The organism is Synechococcus sp. CCAP 1479/9 (assembly GCF_019038535.1).
Taxonomy (GTDB): domain Bacteria; phylum Cyanobacteriota; class Cyanobacteriia; order PCC-6307; family Cyanobiaceae; genus Cyanobium.
This window is the reverse complement of record NZ_JAFKRK010000005.1, coordinates 31,770-46,693: the sequence shown is the minus strand read 5'-3', so window position 1 is coordinate 46,693 and position 14,924 is coordinate 31,770. Positions and strand designations below refer to the sequence as shown.

Genomic DNA, 14,924 nt, shown 5'->3' with positions numbered 1-14,924 from the left:
CGCCGATGATGGCGTTTTGCCACGCCGATGCCGCTGCTGCCCCGCCGCTTCGAGCGCCTGCGCGCGGTGCTCGATCGCCGCATGGGGGATCTGACGCTGCTGCTGGAGCAGGTGGACAAGCCCCACAACCTCTCGGCGATCCTGCGCAGCTGCGATGCGGTCGGGGTGCTCGAAGCCCATTCCGTCAGCCTCCCGGGGCGCACGCCCACCTTCAACAGCACGGCCCTGGGCAGCCAGAAGTGGGTGGCGCTGCACCGGCACCGGAGCAGCAGCGACGCCATCGCCCAGCTCAAGGCCGGCGGCTTCCGGCTCTACGGCACCCATCTGGGGGCACAGGCGGTCGACTACCGCGACTGTGACTTCACCGGCCCCACGGCCTTCGTGCTGGGGGCGGAGAAGTGGGGCCTGAGCGAGGAGACGGCCGCGGCGATCGACCAGGCGATCGTGATTCCGATGGTGGGCATGGTGCAGTCGCTCAACGTGTCGGTGGCGACCGCGATCCTGTTGTTCGAGGCGCTGCGGCAGCGGCAGGCGAAGGGCGGCCTGCCGAGCCGGGGCGAAGGGCTGGCGCCGGAGCAGTACACCCGGCTGCTGTTCGAGTGGGCCTACCCGCAGGTGGCTGACTGGTGCCGCCGCGAGGGGCGCCCCTATCCGGCCCTCAGCCCGGAAGGCGCCATCCTCGAGGAGCTTCCGCGGACCGTGCGGCTTCGCTGTTGAGGGGGCCGCCGTCGAAGCGGGCGGCGCTCGGCAGCCAGAAGGTGAGCCCCAGGGCCAGGATCTCAAGCAGCAGCTGGCGGCCGCCGAGCAGCACCACCAGCACGGCCACGAAGGCCAGGAACTTCTGGAAGACGCTCCAGACGTCGTCGGGCGTGTTGCCCGCCTTCTGCCAGAGGGCAACAGCCAGCGCCAGCAGGGCCAGATCCAACCACCAGGGCATCGCCGCAGCCGCCGTTCACTGGAACGCTACCCCAGGCCTTCGGTGTCGGCCCGGAGACATTCAGCCGCGCTCACCGGCCGAAACGCCGCTCAGCCAGTTCTCCAGGCCCTCGCCCAGGAAGGACAGGCCGAGCACCAGGACGAACATGGCCAGCCCCGGAAACAGGGCGGTCCACCAGATGCCGGTGGGCAACGCCGTCAACGCCTGTTGCAGATCGCTGCCCCATTCCGGGATGGTCTCCGGCAGTCCGAGCCCAAGAAAACCCAGCCCCCCCAGCACCAGCACCGCATCGGCCGCATTGAGGGTGAGCAGCACCGGCACGGAGGTGATCACATTGCGGAACAGGTAGCGGCGCATGATCCAGGCGGGGCCGGCCCCCAGGGAGCGGGCCGCCTCGATGAACAGCTCCGCCTTCACCTGGGCCGACTGGTTGCGCACCACCCGGAAGTACTGGGGCACGTAGACCACGCAGAGGGCGGCGGCGGCGTTGGGCAGACCCCGGCCCAGCAGGAAGGCGAGCACAACAGAGAGGAGCAACACCGGCAGGGTGTACAGGGTGTCCATCACCAGCACCAGCAGACGGTCGACCCCGCCGCCGAGGTAGCCGCTCACCATGCCGAGGGGAACGCCGATGGCGAGGGCGAGCACCAGGGCGGTCAGTACCACCTGCAGGGCGACGCTGCTGCCGGAGAGCGTGCGTACGCAGACGTCGCGGCCGAGGCGATCGGTGCCGCACCAATGGCCGAAGGAGGGCGGTGCGTAGATGGGGTTCTCCAGGCCCGCGTTGGGATCGCTCAGCAGGCCCCCGTGCACCAGCAGCGGGGTGGCCAGGGCGATCAGCCCGTAGACGACCACGATCGCCAGGCCCCAGCGCGCCATCCGTTCCGCGAGGGTGGCGCCTCCGACCCGGGGGGCCTCCATGTCGGCATCACCAGTGGACTTTGGTATCACAAGTGGACGGGCATGCCCCGGAGTCGTGCGCATCTGCGCTCAAACGGGCGCAGATCAGGAACGCCGGAAGCTGTGGAGGATCGCCAGAAGAGTAACCTTGCCCATTGCCACTGTGGCGGCCTGCCGATCAGCGGAGTCACTGAATAACTCCGGCAGCCGTGATGTGCGGCGGAATTTATGCCTCTGACGGCGCCGACGTCAAGCCAAGCCGCGGGGATCGACATCGGGCCGTACTCACCGGGCCTACAGGAAGGTGGCAGTGATGCAATGGGATTTCTACCGCGTTGCAAGAGTGCCTGCAGGTGTGCTTGCAGGTGAATTCTCACGCTGGTATAATGTGCATCATATGCGCCACTCAACTCCAGAGTGCTGACTTCCATCGTGGCCGAGCGTCGTTCAGCCTTTCCGATCAGATGACCAGCGCCCGCCTCCTGATCGTCGACGACGACCCTGAAATGCGCGGCTTCCTCACCTCCGAGCTGGCGGTCGAGGGCTACGAGTGTGAAGAAGCCTCCTGCGGCCAGCAGGCCTTGGGCCGGATCCGCAGCCAGACCTGGGATCTCGTGCTCCTCGACTGGAACCTGCCCGATTTCAGCGGCGTCGAGGTGTGCCGGCGGATGCGCAAAGGGGGCATCTCCACCCCCGTGCTGATGCTCACCGCCCGGGATGAGGTGCAGCAACGGGTGGAGGCGCTCGATTCCGGCGCCGACGACTATCTGATCAAGCCGTTCTCGATCGAGGAACTGCTGGCCCGGGTGCGGGCCCGCCTGCGTCGCAGCGGCATCGATGAACAGGAAGGCGGCCTGCTGCGGATGGCCGATCTGGAGGTGAATCCCGCCAGCCGGGAAGTGGCGCGGGGCGGAGAGTCGATTCACCTCACGGCCAAGGAGTTCGATCTGCTGATGCATCTGCTGCGCCACCCCAATCAGGTGCAGGAGCGGCGGGCGATCCTCGATGCGCTCTGGGGTGAGAACTGGCTGGGCGACGACAATCTCCTCGATGTCTACGTCCGCTATCTGCGCCGCAAGCTTGAGCCGGCCGGCCAGCCCACCCTGATCCAGACGGTGCGCGGCGTCGGCTTCATGCTGAAGGAAGGGCCGCCCCGCTGAGGATGGCGGAGGCCACCACCCAGTCGCGGCTGCTGATCGTCGAGGATGACCAGCGCATGCGCACGTTCCTGGCCGGGGAACTCAACTGCGAGGGCTACGACGTCACCGAAGCCGAAGACGGCCAGGGGGCACTGATGCACCTGAGGGACGCCAGCACCGATCTGGTGCTGCTCGACTGGACGCTGCCCGATTTCAGCGGCGTCGAGATCTGCCGTCGGCTGCGCTCCAGCGGTGACATCACCCCCGTGCTGATGCTCACCTGCCACGACGACATCCGCGACCGCGTCGAAGCGCTCGATTCCGGGGCTGACGATTACATTCTCAAACCCTTCTCCATCGAGGAGCTGCTGGCCCGCATCCGCGCCCAGCTGCGGCGCACCTCCTACTGGCGCGGGGTGGCCGAATCCGATCTGCTGCGTTGCGCCGACCTCACGGTGAACACCGCCACCCGGGAGGTGATCCGTGCGGGCCAGGCGATTTCTCTCTCTGTGCGCGAATACGACCTGCTCCTCTGCCTGCTGCGCGGCACCGGACGGGTGGTGGAGCGGGAGGAGATCCTGCGCGAAGTGTGGGGCGAAAACCACTTCGGCGACGAGAACCTGCTGGGCGTCTACATCCGTTACCTGCGCCGCAAGATCGAGCCGGAAGGTCTTCCCACCCTGATCCAGACGGTGCGCGGCGTGGGCTTCATGCTGCGTGAAGGGGAGCCGCGCCCTTGAGGCGCAGCTGGAAATCGGCGCCCCCCTCCGGCAAATCCGCCACCGACACGCTCCCCCCCATCGCCTCCATCAGCGCCTTGACCACCGCCAGGCCCACCCCACTGCCGGGGATGGCACCGGTGTTCCGCCCCCGGCCGAAACGCTCGAAGATCAGCGTCTTCTCGCGGTCGGGAACGCCCGGGCCGGCATCGATCACGTGCACCACCACCCGATCAAGGCTGGCATCGAGCCGCAGCTGAATCGGGCCGCCACTGGGATCGTATTTCTGGGCGTTTTCAATCAGATTCGCCAGGCACTGCTCGAAGCGGTCGGCATCCCCGAGCGCGAAGGTGCGTGAACCCTGGGTGGCGCCGGGGGAGATCCGCAGGCGGCCGTGGCAGCGGGAACGCAGCCGCTCCGCCACCCGCTCGATCGCATGCGCCACATCAAAGGGCTCGAAAGGCATCAAGGTGCGGTTGGCATCGATGCGGGTGAGAGCCAGCAGGTCCGTCACCAGCTTCCCCATCCGGCCTGCCTCCTCCTCGATCAGCGCCAGCTGAGCGGCGTCCTCCTCCGACAGCCCGTGGGAGCGGCGGCGCAGGCGCCCGGCGTAGTTGCGAATCAGGCTGATGGGGGTGCGCAGCTCATGGCTCACCCCGTTAGCGAAGCCACGCTGGCGCTCCCAGGAGGCCGAGAGGCGATCGAGCAGATCGTTGAAGGCCACCGCGATCGGTGCCAGCTCCCGGGGCTGGGCGGCCACGGACACTCGCTGGGTGTCGAGGGTGTCGGAACTGATCGCCTGCATGCGCAGCCCCAGATCATGCAAGGGAGCCAGGCCCCGCACCAGCACCGGCCTCAGCAGCAGACCCGTGAACAAGGTGGCCAGGCCGGCGGCCACCATCAGAACGGTGAGCAGCAGCCGCTGCTGGGCGATCTTCTGGGTGATGTCCTCCAGGAAGCGGAGGCGCACCGTGCTTGCCCCGAGATAGATCTGCTCCGAACTGGTGAGATAGGTGAGCTCCCCGAAGTGCAGCACGGCCACCTGCCCGGAGCGGTTTCCCTGGGCCGGCAGTCGCGTCAGCGGCACGCCGGTGGGGATGGAGAACAGGCGGATCTGGTCGGCCGCCCCATAGGGGACCCCCTGGTCGGTCTCGACCCAGCCAAGGAAGTTGGGGCTGATCAGCCGTGCCAGGGCGTCACTGATCTCGTTGAGGGTGCGTGGCACGGGCCGGCGCGAGAGGAGTACCTGCCGCACACTGGCAGCGGTGGCACGGTGCTGGTCGCGTCGCTCCTGGCTGGCCAGCAGGGCGGTGGCGCCGATCAGGAGGGCGTAGCCCCCCAGAACGGCCAGCAGACTGAGCCCCAGCAGCCGCCGGCGCATCGAAAACGCTTTGGAAGGCCAGCGGAACAGGCCCGGCAACCGAGAAAAGCCCATCAGTTTCATTAGAAGGACATTAGACCTGGGCGAGATCCGGCTCCAATTGGATCGTAGTGGACAATGAAAAGGCCGCCACTCCGCCACAGAAAGACGGGGTGCAAGACCGGCGGAACCCCGTCCCCTAAAGGGTTCCGAAGCTTAGGGAATACAACAATGCCCCTCAGCCCACTGCAAGGGGTGCGGCATGGACGGAAGTGCCTTCGGTGCATAAAGTGGGTTGTGCTAAGCGCTTCGAAGCTTTTCCAATGAACATCTCCCCCAAGACCAAACTGGCGCTGATGCGCAGCCTGCGCGAAAAGAAGTCGAAAGTGGCCCAAGGCTTCACCCTCATCGAGCTGATGATCGTTGTGGCGATTGTGGGCATCCTTTCCGCAGTGGCGCTCCCGAACTTCCTTGGCGCCCGTAACGCCGCTGCTGCAGGTGCTGCCATCGGCGAAATCGTTGGCATTGCCAAGGAATGCGCCACCTTCAAAGCATCAGGTGGTGTCGGAGTTGCTCCTACCACCGGTGATGTCACATGTAACACCACTGCTTCGCAGACTTACTCGGCTACTTGGGGGGGAACCGTCTCCGGCCTCAGGTGCCTCGCCGCCACTTCCGCTGGAGCATCCAAAGCAGTCATCACTGTGGCGACTGATGGTGGCCTCAGCTGTGCCCTGTCCTGATACTCAGTTTTCGAGTCAAGGCCTTTAGCCCCTAACTGGGGCTTTTTTATTTTTTCTTGTCATCAGACTTGCATTGGGGCACATACATCATTACGATAGTGTGCATCTGACTCAATTACCGTCTCGAGTCTTTTGCATATCCTCTTAGATTCAATAAGCCTAGGTCCTTTTCAATGAACATCTCCGCCAAGACCAAACTGGCCTTGATGAGCAGCCTGCGTGAGAGGAAATTGAAGGTGGCCCAAGGCTTCACTCTTATCGAGCTGATGATCGTAGTGGCTATCGTGGGTATCCTCTCCGCAGTGGCCCTGCCCAATTTCCTAGGTGCGCGTAATGCCGCTGCTGCAGGCGCTGCGATCGGCGAGCTAATTGGCCTCGCCAAAGAATGCTCCGCCTTCAAGGGATCCGGTGGCGTTGGCATTGCACCTACTGGTGGTGGTTTCACCTGTAACGCCACTGCGTCGCAAACCTATTCAGGTACCTGGGGTGGAACCGTCTCAGGACTCCGATGCCTTGCCGCGACTTCGGCTGGAGCCTCAAAAGCGGTCATCACTGTGGCGACCAATGGGAACCTCAGTTGCACCCTGTCATAAACAGCTTCAATTCTCATTCCATAGGCTTTAGCCCATTCAACGGAAAAAGCGGCACGTGAGCGAGTGGGCGAACCCGCTTTTTCCTCCAGGCTCGAAAGGCAATGAATGAGGCGGATCGCTTGCAGATCAGGCTTGCCATGGAGATGCCTGCTCTGAGGTGGTTGTGATCAAAGTCCGAATTTTGAGCGAAAGATCTCCAGTAGATTGACCCTATCTCCGGAATCGAACTGAACAACCAGATCCCTTACAGCAGAAGCCGAGCGGAAGTAGCAAGGAGCAAGGAGCAAACAGCTGTAGGGGCAAATCTGGCGAAGCAACTCCGCTCGCCTAGTTGTTGGTGGCACCGTTCAACATCCCACACCGAGCTAAACTGTCTAGATCACTTCCTCTGTCTGACATCTTTGTCCTCCACAGGCTCACGATGACGAAGGGAGAAAAAGTTCAACGACGACATTGTGGGCCTTCATGCGGCCTTAGCCTCTATTCCTTGACCCAGTGCTTCATCAACGCGTGACGGGAGAGACTGCTCAGCGAGAGCAGCAACCAATCAGGCAAGCTGCCGCACTTCAGGACATGGCGACGAAACCGGACCAGCAGTGCATTAAGGGTATCTTCATCCATCCGAGGAAGGAGAAAGCAGCTAAATCTCCGTCAGGAGGGTCTTTGCTAAGATTATATTAGATTTTCTTCTTGCTCATGAATGCCAGCAGCCCCGGCAGCCAAGAGGAACAGATGCAGGAGGAAGAGAAGAGAGCATGCTTTTTCTGCAGAGTTGGAGAATATCGCAAGGCGGCACTACTTGCCTTAAGCCATCGAAGGCCAATCGCAAGACAGACAAGAGAGTTTGATCTGGTTCTCCCAACCGCGTTGGGCAAGAGTGGTCATTACCGTGCATCCATCTTATCAGCACTAAAGCTGCTACACAGCAGTGGCTCGTTTCGTGGCGACTTGATCGTCGTCATTTCTAATTCGGTGAAGAGCCTATCACTTAAGTCATCAGACATCGCCAGCGCCTTGGATTACATCGACAATATTCGGCTGACTCCCACTGAAGCTGCAGTCATTGTTTCTGCATTTGAAGACGAAGCGATGCAGTCATTCTTTCTTGATGAAGTCAAGAACAGATATGGATATGCAGAGGAAGAGCTCAGTTTCATATCCGCCTACATCAGCTTCAGAAAAGATGATTTACCAACAGCCATGCGCCAAATACAGACTGACCAAGCTACTGGGAGGTGCTCCTCTGCGTCCACTAAACTCGCTGCTCGCATCCTCCTTAACACCGGTTACCTCTACCCAGCCAGACGATATGCCTGCCATCTTCTGAAATCCGACAGGCAGGATGTGGAGGCACTGGATATTCTTGGTCAAGCTCTGAACGGAGAGGCAAACTGGAAGGCTGCACGAAAAGCATATTCGCTCATTCATGAGATCACCAGTGACGAAGTGAGCAAGTTGAATATGCTATTCACCATGCCGCAGGTAGCTGGTTCAGCAGATGAGTTGTCGGAGTCTCTTGAGTCTTTTATCGCGAATCTTGACGCTTACTCTACCGAGACGAAATCAGTTGGGCTAATCGCTTCCCTAGCCTATTCTACACCTATCTGTCACACATTTTATCTGGCCTATCAGGGCAGTATCGATCTTAGGTGGCTCTTGGAAACCTACTATCGCCTTATCCGATCAGTCGCCCATCAGGTCATCCAAGAAAACTATTCTTTCCACTCACCAATAAACAAGCTTGGTTCGTCTACCCCAATCCTTCGAAACGCATCAAATCGAACAAGAATCGGCTTCACTTCAAGAAATTTCTTTCAGCATAGCAATCTTCAAGCCCATACAGGGTTAATCCAAAAGCTAAGTCGTAACCTTTTTGAGGTTATATTGATTCACAGACATGGCGTCAAGAAAGACATGGCGCATCTTGAATTTAATGAGTATGCCGATCGCGTCATATACCTTGCTTCTGATTTTGGAAGTGCATGTAAGCAGATTGCGGATTTAGAGCTTGACATCAACTTTATTACGGATATTGGCATGAATCCTCTTGACGGGATCTTACCCATGGTTCGACTTGCGCCGTATCAAGTGACAGGATGGGGGCTTCCCCACACGACAGGACTTTCCGAGATTGATTACTACCTGCGATCCAATATCTTCCATGACTGCGAGGGACAGAACGAGTACACAGAGACCCTTGCATCCATAGATGGCTATCTCGGTTACTTTGACGTTGACAGGTCTTCACTCATCGAGAAGAGCACGGATTACTTCTTGCTCCCTCCAGACCGCTTCCTTGTAGGGTGCTTACAAACACTCCACAAGATTCATCCAGACTTTGACTCCTACCTAGAAGAGATTGCAAGGATTGATGAGTCGATTCTCATCATTATCGCGGCATCAGAAAGTGATGTATTGAACCAACGCTTCGTTCAACGAATAAAGAGATCTGCTCCGACAGCACACAAGCAAATCTGTTTTGTGCAGAGAATGGCAATGAGTGACTATCACAGCCTCAACCACCTTCTCGATCTGAATTTAGATCCGATCCATTATGGTGCTGGAATAACATTTATTGAGACGGCCTGGTGCGGCCCACCCTGCATCACCTTGCGCGGCAACACTTTAAGATCTGCTGTTGTATCACGCTCGTACGAGTATGCAAAAATCAATGATGCGCCTATCGCAAACAGCAAGAGCGAATATATATCACTCTTTGAAAGACTCATGAAAGACGGTCAGTATAGGCTTAGGCTTAGGGAGGAAATTCAATCAAAGAGCATGGGAACAATTTACAATGATTACTCCCATATCAAATCCTGCGAGGAGTTCCTTCATCAGCTAGCCAAAGCAACGTAAACCTGTTGACTTATTCATGCTGGCGTTATCGGTATCAGTCAGCATGCAATGCAGTGGGGTCGTCGAGCTACTAGCTCCAAACTCCCTTGCCCTGCCCTATCCTCCACGTCGCTCCTACCTCAACCATGTACAATTACTCCGCAAGAAGGATTAACTCGCTTCTAGATGCCATCAATAAACCTTCAAGATATCTTGAAATAGGGGTAGAGAGTGGGCTCACATTCTTTGAAGTAACTGCCTCATCAAAGACGGCAGTCGATCCCGCATTTACTTTCAATGTAGAGGAAGGGAAACAAGCTGAACCCGCGTCTCATTTTCTTCAGATCACCAGTGATGAATTCTTCCAGAATCATTGGAACGGTGAAACATTTGACTTTATCTTTCTAGATGGTCTCCACACTTGGGACCAAACCTACAGAGATTTCTGCAACAGCCTGCTTGCTACTCATGAACGATCCGTGATTCTGCTGGATGACATTTTTCCAAGTGATGTTTTCTCCTGCAATCGCGATCAAGTCGAGGCTATCATGATGCGTCAGTTCATGGCCAATGATCCAAGCAATGCTTGGCACGGTGACACCTATAAAATTATACCCCTAATCCGGACATTCCACCCGCTCCTCAGCTACTGCACGATCATCACCGACGGGAATCCACAAGCCCTTGTCTGGCGCTCCAAAAAGCCGTCTCAAACTTCACCCATCCTCTCGGACGTTGGCGCGCTGAACATGCCTTCGCTGGATTATCTGTGGTTTCTTCGAAACCAGGAGAGCTACAACTTGATGAATGAGGAGGATGCTCTGACTCTCGTCATCGACTCCATGAACAGAGATTGACGACCAGATGAGTGATTGATCAATCCCAACGCCGAGAATAGACATTCAACGGGCTTATCAGAGCCCCCCCACCCGCACCTCCGTCTCGATCCTTTGGGTTCCACCCCCTGAGGGCTCGAACTCCTGCCGCAGTCGCAGATGCAGCAGGCCGTCGGGCTCCACGGTGGCCTCCAGCCCCGGCAGGCTGAGCCCATCCAGCAGCACCCGGTTCTGGGCCGCTCCGGCGCTCGGTTCCCCCTCCAGCCCGAAGGCCGGACCACAACGCATCAGCACCCGCCGGCGCCAGATGGCGCTCGGTGGGCTGCCCACCGTGTAGGTGATCGGGCCGGCCGGTGTCTGCAGCTGCAGCACCGGATCCCGGCCCCCCAGGGCGCAGGCGGCACCGGTCCCCAGGGCCAGGTCCACCCGGGTGGCCCGCTGCAGATCCCCCCGCAGCAGGGCCAGCACCCGCCGCTGCTGGCCCCGCTCCCGCACCTGCCGCACCAGGCGCTCCACCTGCCGGCCATCCGCCACCAGGGCCTGTAGCACCACCCCCCAGAGCAGCAGCCCGAGGCTCATAGCCACCAGCAGCTCCGCCAGCGAGAAACCCGCCGGCCCCGTTGCGGGGCTCCGGCTCGAACGCACCCATGCCATGACACAACCTCGGGGTAGGGGATCGGGCAGCTCAGCTGTGGGGATCCGGCAGGCAGCCGCCCGGCCCCTGCCGTCCCAGGCGGGTCACCCCGAGGGGCAGGGCCACCACCACGCAGCGCACCAGATCGGTGCCCTCGGTACGCAGCAGCACGGTGCCGCCGTCGATGATCAGGCCGTTGCTGGTGAAGCGCACCGCCGCCGGCAGGTTGTGGCTGACCGTCACATCCAGCCCGCCGATCCCCTCCCCCAGCTCCAGGGCCGCCCCCTCGCAGGCCGGCAGGCCGCCCGCCTGGGGCTCCCGCCAGCCCGTGGCCTCCAGGCTCAGGGCACAGGGGCGGCCGCTGCGCAGGGCGGCATCCCGGCCCCGCTCCAGCCCCACCATCACCCGGCGGCTGGCCCCCTCCAGCCGAGCCAGGGCCAGCTCCCGGCTGGCGGAGGTAAGCCCCAGCTGGGCCAGCAGTCCCACCAGCACCAGCGTCAGCAGGGTCTCCGGCAGGGTGAAGCCCCCCGGCTCAGGGTGTGCCACCGCCCCCTCCCTGCGGGATGCCGCAACGCCCGAAGGCTGCCGGCGCGTACAGCCGCTGGCGCGGTTCGGCCTCCCCGGCCACCGCCATCCGCAGCACCACCCCGTCTCCGCTGGGGGACACCTCCAGCTGGCGTGCCAGCCCCGGGGCCAGGGGCTGGGCCGCCAGGGCCTGCAGCAGCTGGGCCGTCGCCGTGGTGCAGTCGCCAGCCGAAGGGGCCAGGGCGCGCAGGGAGGTTTCAGCCCGCGACAGGGCGGCTTCCGCCTGCTCGAGCCGCTCCTGCTGGCGCTGCTCGGCCACGGCCGCGGCGCCCGCCAGGGCCCAGAGCTGCAGGGAGGATCCCGCCGCGGCGGTGAACAACACCGATCCGGTCAGCAGTTCGATCAGGCTCATGGCGCCACCCCCCGCAGGCCCACCAGCCGCACGTCGGTGATCTGCGGCTGGGGCTGGGTGGGTGGCTGGGCCGGCACCAGCTGCACCGTGAACGCCCCCTGCCGCGCCGGCTCGCCCCCGGCGGCGGCCAGCTCCAGCAGCAGTTCGGCCGGCTGCAGCTCCGGGCGCCAGGCGACCAGGCGGTAGGAGCCCCCCAGCACCTGGCCCTGCCGCAGGGCCGCGATCGCCTGGGCCGGAGCGCAGGCCAGGCCCTGGACATCCCATTGCGGCAGCGGCAGCGCCAGCAGGCAGGGATGGCTGCGGTGCAGCTCCGCCAGCAGGTGCTGGCCCGCCGAGGCCAGCCGGTCCTCCGCCCGGCGCTGCTGCTGCTCCCGGATCCCCTGCAGACGCAGCTGCAGGCTGGCGGTGTGGGCCGAGAGGCTCCCTAGCAGCAGCACCAGGGACGCCCCCATGGCCAGGGGCAAGGCGAATCCCCGCTCCCCGGATCGGTGGCGGTGCAACGAGGGCATGGCGATGACAGCGAACGCCTTTTCAGGGTTCCCCCGTGGGGTCACGGGCTGCCGCCGGCAGAGTTTCAGATCTGGCTTGAGAGCTCCTGATCCGGGCTTCGCCTGTCAGTGTTGCCAAGGGAATGACGCACCAGCGCCCCATGAACGATCGCCGGCACAGGGACACCCGCGATGAGGTCGACAGCATCGTCAATCGCCACCAGCTGGACTATTCCCTGGGCCAGCTGCGGCTGGTGGGGCTGCTGCTGCTGGTGCTGGAGCTGAGCACCCTGCTGATGGCGGGCAGCTTCGCCAGCGTCGAGGCTCCCGCCGGCCGGCTCAACGGCCTGATCGGCCTCTCCCCCGCCCTGCCGTTGCTGCCTGTGGGCTTCGCCCTGTACCTCGTCGGCGGCGGCCATCGGCGTGACCGCCGCGAGCAACCCTGGACCGGAGCGCTGCACGGGGCCCTGCTGCCCCTGGGGCTGATCCTGCTGCTGCTGCTGCCGGCGGTGACCATCCATGACGCCGCCACCCTGGTGAGCCAGCGGCAGCTGGCGCCCCTCCCCCCGATGCAGCAGCACCTGCTCAACCCCGTGCGCCTGATCACCACCCTGCTGCTGCAGGGGGTCACCGGCGCCGGGCTGGTGGTGATGCAGCTCCGCGGCCGGCGCCAGATGCGGCGGGTGGGCCTCACCCCGAGCCTGTTCTTCCGCACCGACGCCACCGGGCCCGTCCATCAGCACCGGCGCCGCTCGACGGACTAGGTAAGGGTGGTGGGCCGCGCGGACTCGCGCCATCGGCTGGGGGACTTTGAGGCGCAGCCAGGGGACATGGAGGCGCGGCCAGGAGAATGTCCAGATCTGTACATCCTGTACAGAATCCGTTTGGCTCTGCAAAAGGGTGAGGCCACGGGCTGCACGAAAGGGTGCGGAGCCTTTCGATTCAGGCCCGGCCCGCCGCTTCAGAGCCGGCTCACTGATTCAGCTTCAGCACCGCCATGAAGGCCTCCTGGGGCACCTCCACCCGGCCCATGGCCTTCATGCGCTTCTTGCCCTTGGCCTGCTTCTTGAGCAGCTTCTTCTTGCGGGAGATGTCGCCGCCGTAGCACTTGGCCAGCACGTCTTTGCGGATGGCGCTGATGCTCTCGCTGGCGATGATGCGGCTGCCGATCGAGGCCTGGATGGGAATCTTGAACTGCTGACGGGGGATCAGTTCCTTGAGCTTCTCCACCAGGCTCTTGCCCACGTTGTAGGCCTTGTCGCGGTGGACGATGGTGGTGAGGGGATCGGCCTTCTCGCCGTTGATCAGCACGTCAAGGCGCACCAGCTCGTTGCGGCGGTAGCCGATCAGGCTGTACTCCATCGAGGCGTAGCCCTTGGTGCGGCTCTTCATCTGATCGAAGAAGTCGGTCACCACTTCCGCCAGCGGCATCTCGTAGTGCAGCGTCACCCGGTCGGTGGTGATGTACTTCATGTCGATGAACTCACCACGCCGCTCCTGGCACAGCTCCATCAGGGCGCCGTTGTACACATTGGGGGTGTAGATCTCCAGCTTCACATAAGGCTCCTCGATCGATTCCCGCTTCTGGGGATCGGGGAGGGTGGCGGGGTTGTCCACCATCAGGGTGCTGCCGTCGATCATGATCACCTGATAGATCACCGACGGTGCGGTGACGATCAGGTCAAGGTCGTATTCGCGTTCCAGCCGCTCCTGCACGATCTCCATGTGCAGCAGGCCCAGGAAGCCGCAGCGGAAGCCGAAGCCCATGGCGCTGCTGGTCTCCGGCTCGTACTGCAGCGCCGCATCGGAGAGCTGCAGCTTGTCGAGGGCCTCCCGCAGGTCGGGGTATTGATCGGCATCGGTGGGGAACAGGCCGCAGAACACCATCGGTGTGGCCTCGGCGTAGCCGGGCAGCGGCTCGGACGCCGGGTTGGCCGCCAGGGTGATCGTGTCGCCGACGCGGGCATCGGCCACCGCCTTGATCGAGGCGGCCAGGTAGCCCACCTCGCCCGCATGGAGGCTGTCCACCTGGCGCTGGTCCGGCGCCATCACCCCCACCTCGTCGAGTTCCACCACCTTGCCGCTGGCCATCAGCAGCACCTTGTCCTTGCGGGCGATCACACCGCTGATCACCCGGAAGTAGACGATCACACCCCGGTAGGGGTCGTAGTAGGAGTCGAAGATCAGGGCCCGCAGCGGTTCATCCGCCTGGTCGGGCGGCGCCGGAACCCGATCCACCACCGCCTGCAGGATCTCCGGCACCCCCAGGCCGGTCTTGGCGGAGCAGTTGATGGCCGTGGAGGTGTCGAGGCCGATGATCGCCTCGATCTCCGCCTTGATCCGATCGGGGTCGGCCCCGGGCAGGTCGATCTTGTTGAGCACCGGGATGATCTCCAGATCGTTCTCCAGCGCCAGGTACACGTTGGCCAGGGTCTGGGCCTCCACCCCCTGGCTGGCATCCACCACCAGCAGGGCGCCCTCGCAGGCCAGCAGGCTGCGGCTCACCTCGTAGGAGAAATCGACGTGGCCCGGCGTGTCGATCAGGTTGAGGATGTAGGTCTGGCCGTCGGCGGCCTTGTACTCCATGCGGGCGGCCTGGAGCTTGATCGTGATGCCCCGCTCCCGCTCCAGCTCCATGTTGTCCAGGAACTGGGCCTGCATATCCCGGGCGGCCACGGTGCCGGTGTCCTGCAGCAGGCGGTCGGCCAGGGTTGATTTCCCGTGGTCGATGTGGGCGATGATGCAGAAGTTACGGATCCGCTGGGCGGGAACGTCGGTCATGGGCGCCCGGAGGCTCAGC

Annotated in this window: 16 protein-coding genes; 8 read left to right on the top strand and 8 right to left on the bottom strand. The window is 62.5% G+C overall.

The genetic code is table 11. The annotated features are described in order from the left end of the window. Positions 1-27: 27 nt before the first annotated feature. Complete coding sequence (gene trmH / locus KUG38_RS01755) at positions 28-717, top strand: tRNA (guanosine(18)-2'-O)-methyltransferase TrmH (protein ID WP_190610934.1); 690 nt, start codon at positions 28-30, stop codon at positions 715-717. Here the strand turns inward: trmH and KUG38_RS01750 are convergent. Then, the gene (locus KUG38_RS01750) at positions 659-937 is read right to left on the bottom strand and encodes a hypothetical protein (protein ID WP_216918775.1); all 279 of its coding nucleotides are present in this window, start codon (positions 935-937) and stop codon (positions 659-661) included. The genes trmH and KUG38_RS01750 overlap by 59 nt on opposite strands. 60 nt (positions 938-997) lie before the next feature. After that, complete coding sequence (locus KUG38_RS01745) at positions 998-1,858, bottom strand: ABC transporter permease (protein ID WP_216918774.1); 861 nt, start codon at positions 1,856-1,858, stop codon at positions 998-1,000. 443 nt (positions 1,859-2,301) lie between these two features. Here KUG38_RS01745 and KUG38_RS01740 point away from each other — a divergent pair, with 443 nt between their 5' ends. Next, positions 2,302-2,997 carry a response regulator transcription factor gene (locus KUG38_RS01740; protein ID WP_094586123.1) on the top strand — a complete coding sequence of 232 codons (696 nt, stop codon included), beginning with the start codon at positions 2,302-2,304 and terminating at the stop codon, positions 2,995-2,997. Positions 2,998-2,999: 2 nt separating this feature from the next. Next, a complete protein-coding gene (locus KUG38_RS01735) occupies positions 3,000-3,716 on the top strand; it encodes a response regulator transcription factor (protein ID WP_216918773.1) in 717 nt (238 codons plus the stop codon). Here KUG38_RS01735 and KUG38_RS01730 read toward each other — a convergent pair. Continuing rightward, positions 3,685-5,076, bottom strand: a complete 1,392-nt coding sequence (locus KUG38_RS01730; protein ID WP_216918772.1) for a sensor histidine kinase — start codon at positions 5,074-5,076, stop codon at positions 3,685-3,687. The genes KUG38_RS01735 and KUG38_RS01730 overlap by 32 nt on opposite strands. A 302-nt stretch (positions 5,077-5,378) precedes the next feature. Here KUG38_RS01730 and KUG38_RS16835 point away from each other — a divergent pair, with 302 nt between their 5' ends. The 4 genes from KUG38_RS16835 (at position 5,379) to KUG38_RS01710 (ending at position 10,086) form a co-directional block, all read left to right on the top strand. Then, complete coding sequence (locus KUG38_RS16835) at positions 5,379-5,798, top strand: type II secretion system protein (RefSeq protein ID WP_286195529.1); 420 nt, start codon at positions 5,379-5,381, stop codon at positions 5,796-5,798. 173 nt (positions 5,799-5,971) lie between these two features. Continuing rightward, positions 5,972-6,391 (top strand): type II secretion system protein, encoded by a 420-nt coding sequence (locus tag KUG38_RS16830; RefSeq protein ID WP_286195528.1) that lies wholly within the window; start codon positions 5,972-5,974, stop codon positions 6,389-6,391. A gap of 696 nt (positions 6,392-7,087) precedes the next feature. Further along, a complete protein-coding gene (locus tag KUG38_RS01715; RefSeq protein WP_216918771.1) occupies positions 7,088-9,250 on the top strand; it encodes an O-linked N-acetylglucosamine transferase family protein in 2,163 nt (720 codons plus the stop codon). Positions 9,251-9,375: 125 nt separating this feature from the next. Beyond that, positions 9,376-10,086 (top strand): class I SAM-dependent methyltransferase, encoded by a 711-nt coding sequence (locus KUG38_RS01710; RefSeq protein WP_216918770.1) that lies wholly within the window; start codon positions 9,376-9,378, stop codon positions 10,084-10,086. A gap of 57 nt (positions 10,087-10,143) precedes the next feature. Here the strand turns inward: KUG38_RS01710 and KUG38_RS01705 are convergent, their stop codons facing one another. From KUG38_RS01705 to KUG38_RS01690, 4 genes are read right to left on the bottom strand one after another with little or no spacing between them, the layout of a single operon-like run. Further along, a complete protein-coding gene (locus KUG38_RS01705) occupies positions 10,144-10,710 on the bottom strand; it encodes a PulJ/GspJ family protein (protein ID WP_216918769.1) in 567 nt (188 codons plus the stop codon). A gap of 40 nt (positions 10,711-10,750) precedes the next feature. Next, positions 10,751-11,245, bottom strand: a complete 495-nt coding sequence (locus tag KUG38_RS01700) for a GspH/FimT family protein (RefSeq protein ID WP_216918768.1) — start codon at positions 11,243-11,245, stop codon at positions 10,751-10,753. Continuing rightward, positions 11,232-11,636: a hypothetical protein gene (locus KUG38_RS01695; RefSeq protein WP_216918767.1), complete on the bottom strand. Its 405-nt coding sequence runs from the start codon at positions 11,634-11,636 to the stop codon at positions 11,232-11,234. The genes KUG38_RS01700 and KUG38_RS01695 overlap by 14 nt, the downstream gene beginning before the upstream one ends. Next, positions 11,633-12,145 (bottom strand): hypothetical protein, encoded by a 513-nt coding sequence (locus tag KUG38_RS01690; protein WP_216918766.1) that lies wholly within the window; start codon positions 12,143-12,145, stop codon positions 11,633-11,635. Before KUG38_RS01690 ends, KUG38_RS01695 begins: the two co-directional genes overlap by 4 nt. Positions 12,146-12,285: 140 nt before the next feature. Here KUG38_RS01690 and KUG38_RS01685 point away from each other — a divergent pair, with 140 nt between their 5' ends. Next, positions 12,286-12,888 (top strand): hypothetical protein, encoded by a 603-nt coding sequence (locus KUG38_RS01685; RefSeq protein WP_216918765.1) that lies wholly within the window; start codon positions 12,286-12,288, stop codon positions 12,886-12,888. 208 nt (positions 12,889-13,096) lie between these two features. On the opposite strand, the gene lepA is transcribed toward KUG38_RS01685, so the two are convergent. Beyond that, positions 13,097-14,905: a translation elongation factor 4 gene (lepA, locus tag KUG38_RS01680; protein WP_216918764.1), complete on the bottom strand. Its 1,809-nt coding sequence runs from the start codon at positions 14,903-14,905 to the stop codon at positions 13,097-13,099. Positions 14,906-14,924: the final 19 nt, after the last annotated feature.

What these genes read in the sequence shown, in the direction of transcription:
- KUG38_RS01685 (WP_216918765.1), top strand. Translation starts at nt 12,286, where the DNA reads ATGAACGATCGCCGGCACAGGGACACCCGCGATGAGGTCGACAGCATC.
- KUG38_RS01715 (WP_216918771.1), top strand. Translation starts at nt 7,088, where the DNA reads ATGAATGCCAGCAGCCCCGGCAGCCAAGAGGAACAGATGCAGGAGGAA.
- trmH (WP_190610934.1), top strand. Translation starts at nt 28, where the DNA reads ATGCCGCTGCTGCCCCGCCGCTTCGAGCGCCTGCGCGCGGTGCTCGAT.
- KUG38_RS01690 (WP_216918766.1), bottom strand. Translation starts at nt 12,145, where the DNA reads ATGCCCTCGTTGCACCGCCACCGATCCGGGGAGCGGGGATTCGCCTTG.
- KUG38_RS01695 (WP_216918767.1), bottom strand. Translation starts at nt 11,636, where the DNA reads ATGAGCCTGATCGAACTGCTGACCGGATCGGTGTTGTTCACCGCCGCG.
- KUG38_RS16835 (WP_286195529.1), top strand. Translation starts at nt 5,379, where the DNA reads ATGAACATCTCCCCCAAGACCAAACTGGCGCTGATGCGCAGCCTGCGC.
- KUG38_RS01730 (WP_216918772.1), bottom strand. Translation starts at nt 5,076, where the DNA reads ATGCGCCGGCGGCTGCTGGGGCTCAGTCTGCTGGCCGTTCTGGGGGGC.
- KUG38_RS01745 (WP_216918774.1), bottom strand. Translation starts at nt 1,858, where the DNA reads ATGGAGGCCCCCCGGGTCGGAGGCGCCACCCTCGCGGAACGGATGGCG.
- KUG38_RS01740 (WP_094586123.1), top strand. Translation starts at nt 2,302, where the DNA reads ATGACCAGCGCCCGCCTCCTGATCGTCGACGACGACCCTGAAATGCGC.
- lepA (WP_216918764.1), bottom strand. Translation starts at nt 14,905, where the DNA reads ATGACCGACGTTCCCGCCCAGCGGATCCGTAACTTCTGCATCATCGCC.
- KUG38_RS01750 (WP_216918775.1), bottom strand. Translation starts at nt 937, where the DNA reads ATGCCCTGGTGGTTGGATCTGGCCCTGCTGGCGCTGGCTGTTGCCCTC.
- KUG38_RS01710 (WP_216918770.1), top strand. Translation starts at nt 9,376, where the DNA reads ATGTACAATTACTCCGCAAGAAGGATTAACTCGCTTCTAGATGCCATC.
- KUG38_RS01735 (WP_216918773.1), top strand. Translation starts at nt 3,000, where the DNA reads ATGGCGGAGGCCACCACCCAGTCGCGGCTGCTGATCGTCGAGGATGAC.
- KUG38_RS16830 (WP_286195528.1), top strand. Translation starts at nt 5,972, where the DNA reads ATGAACATCTCCGCCAAGACCAAACTGGCCTTGATGAGCAGCCTGCGT.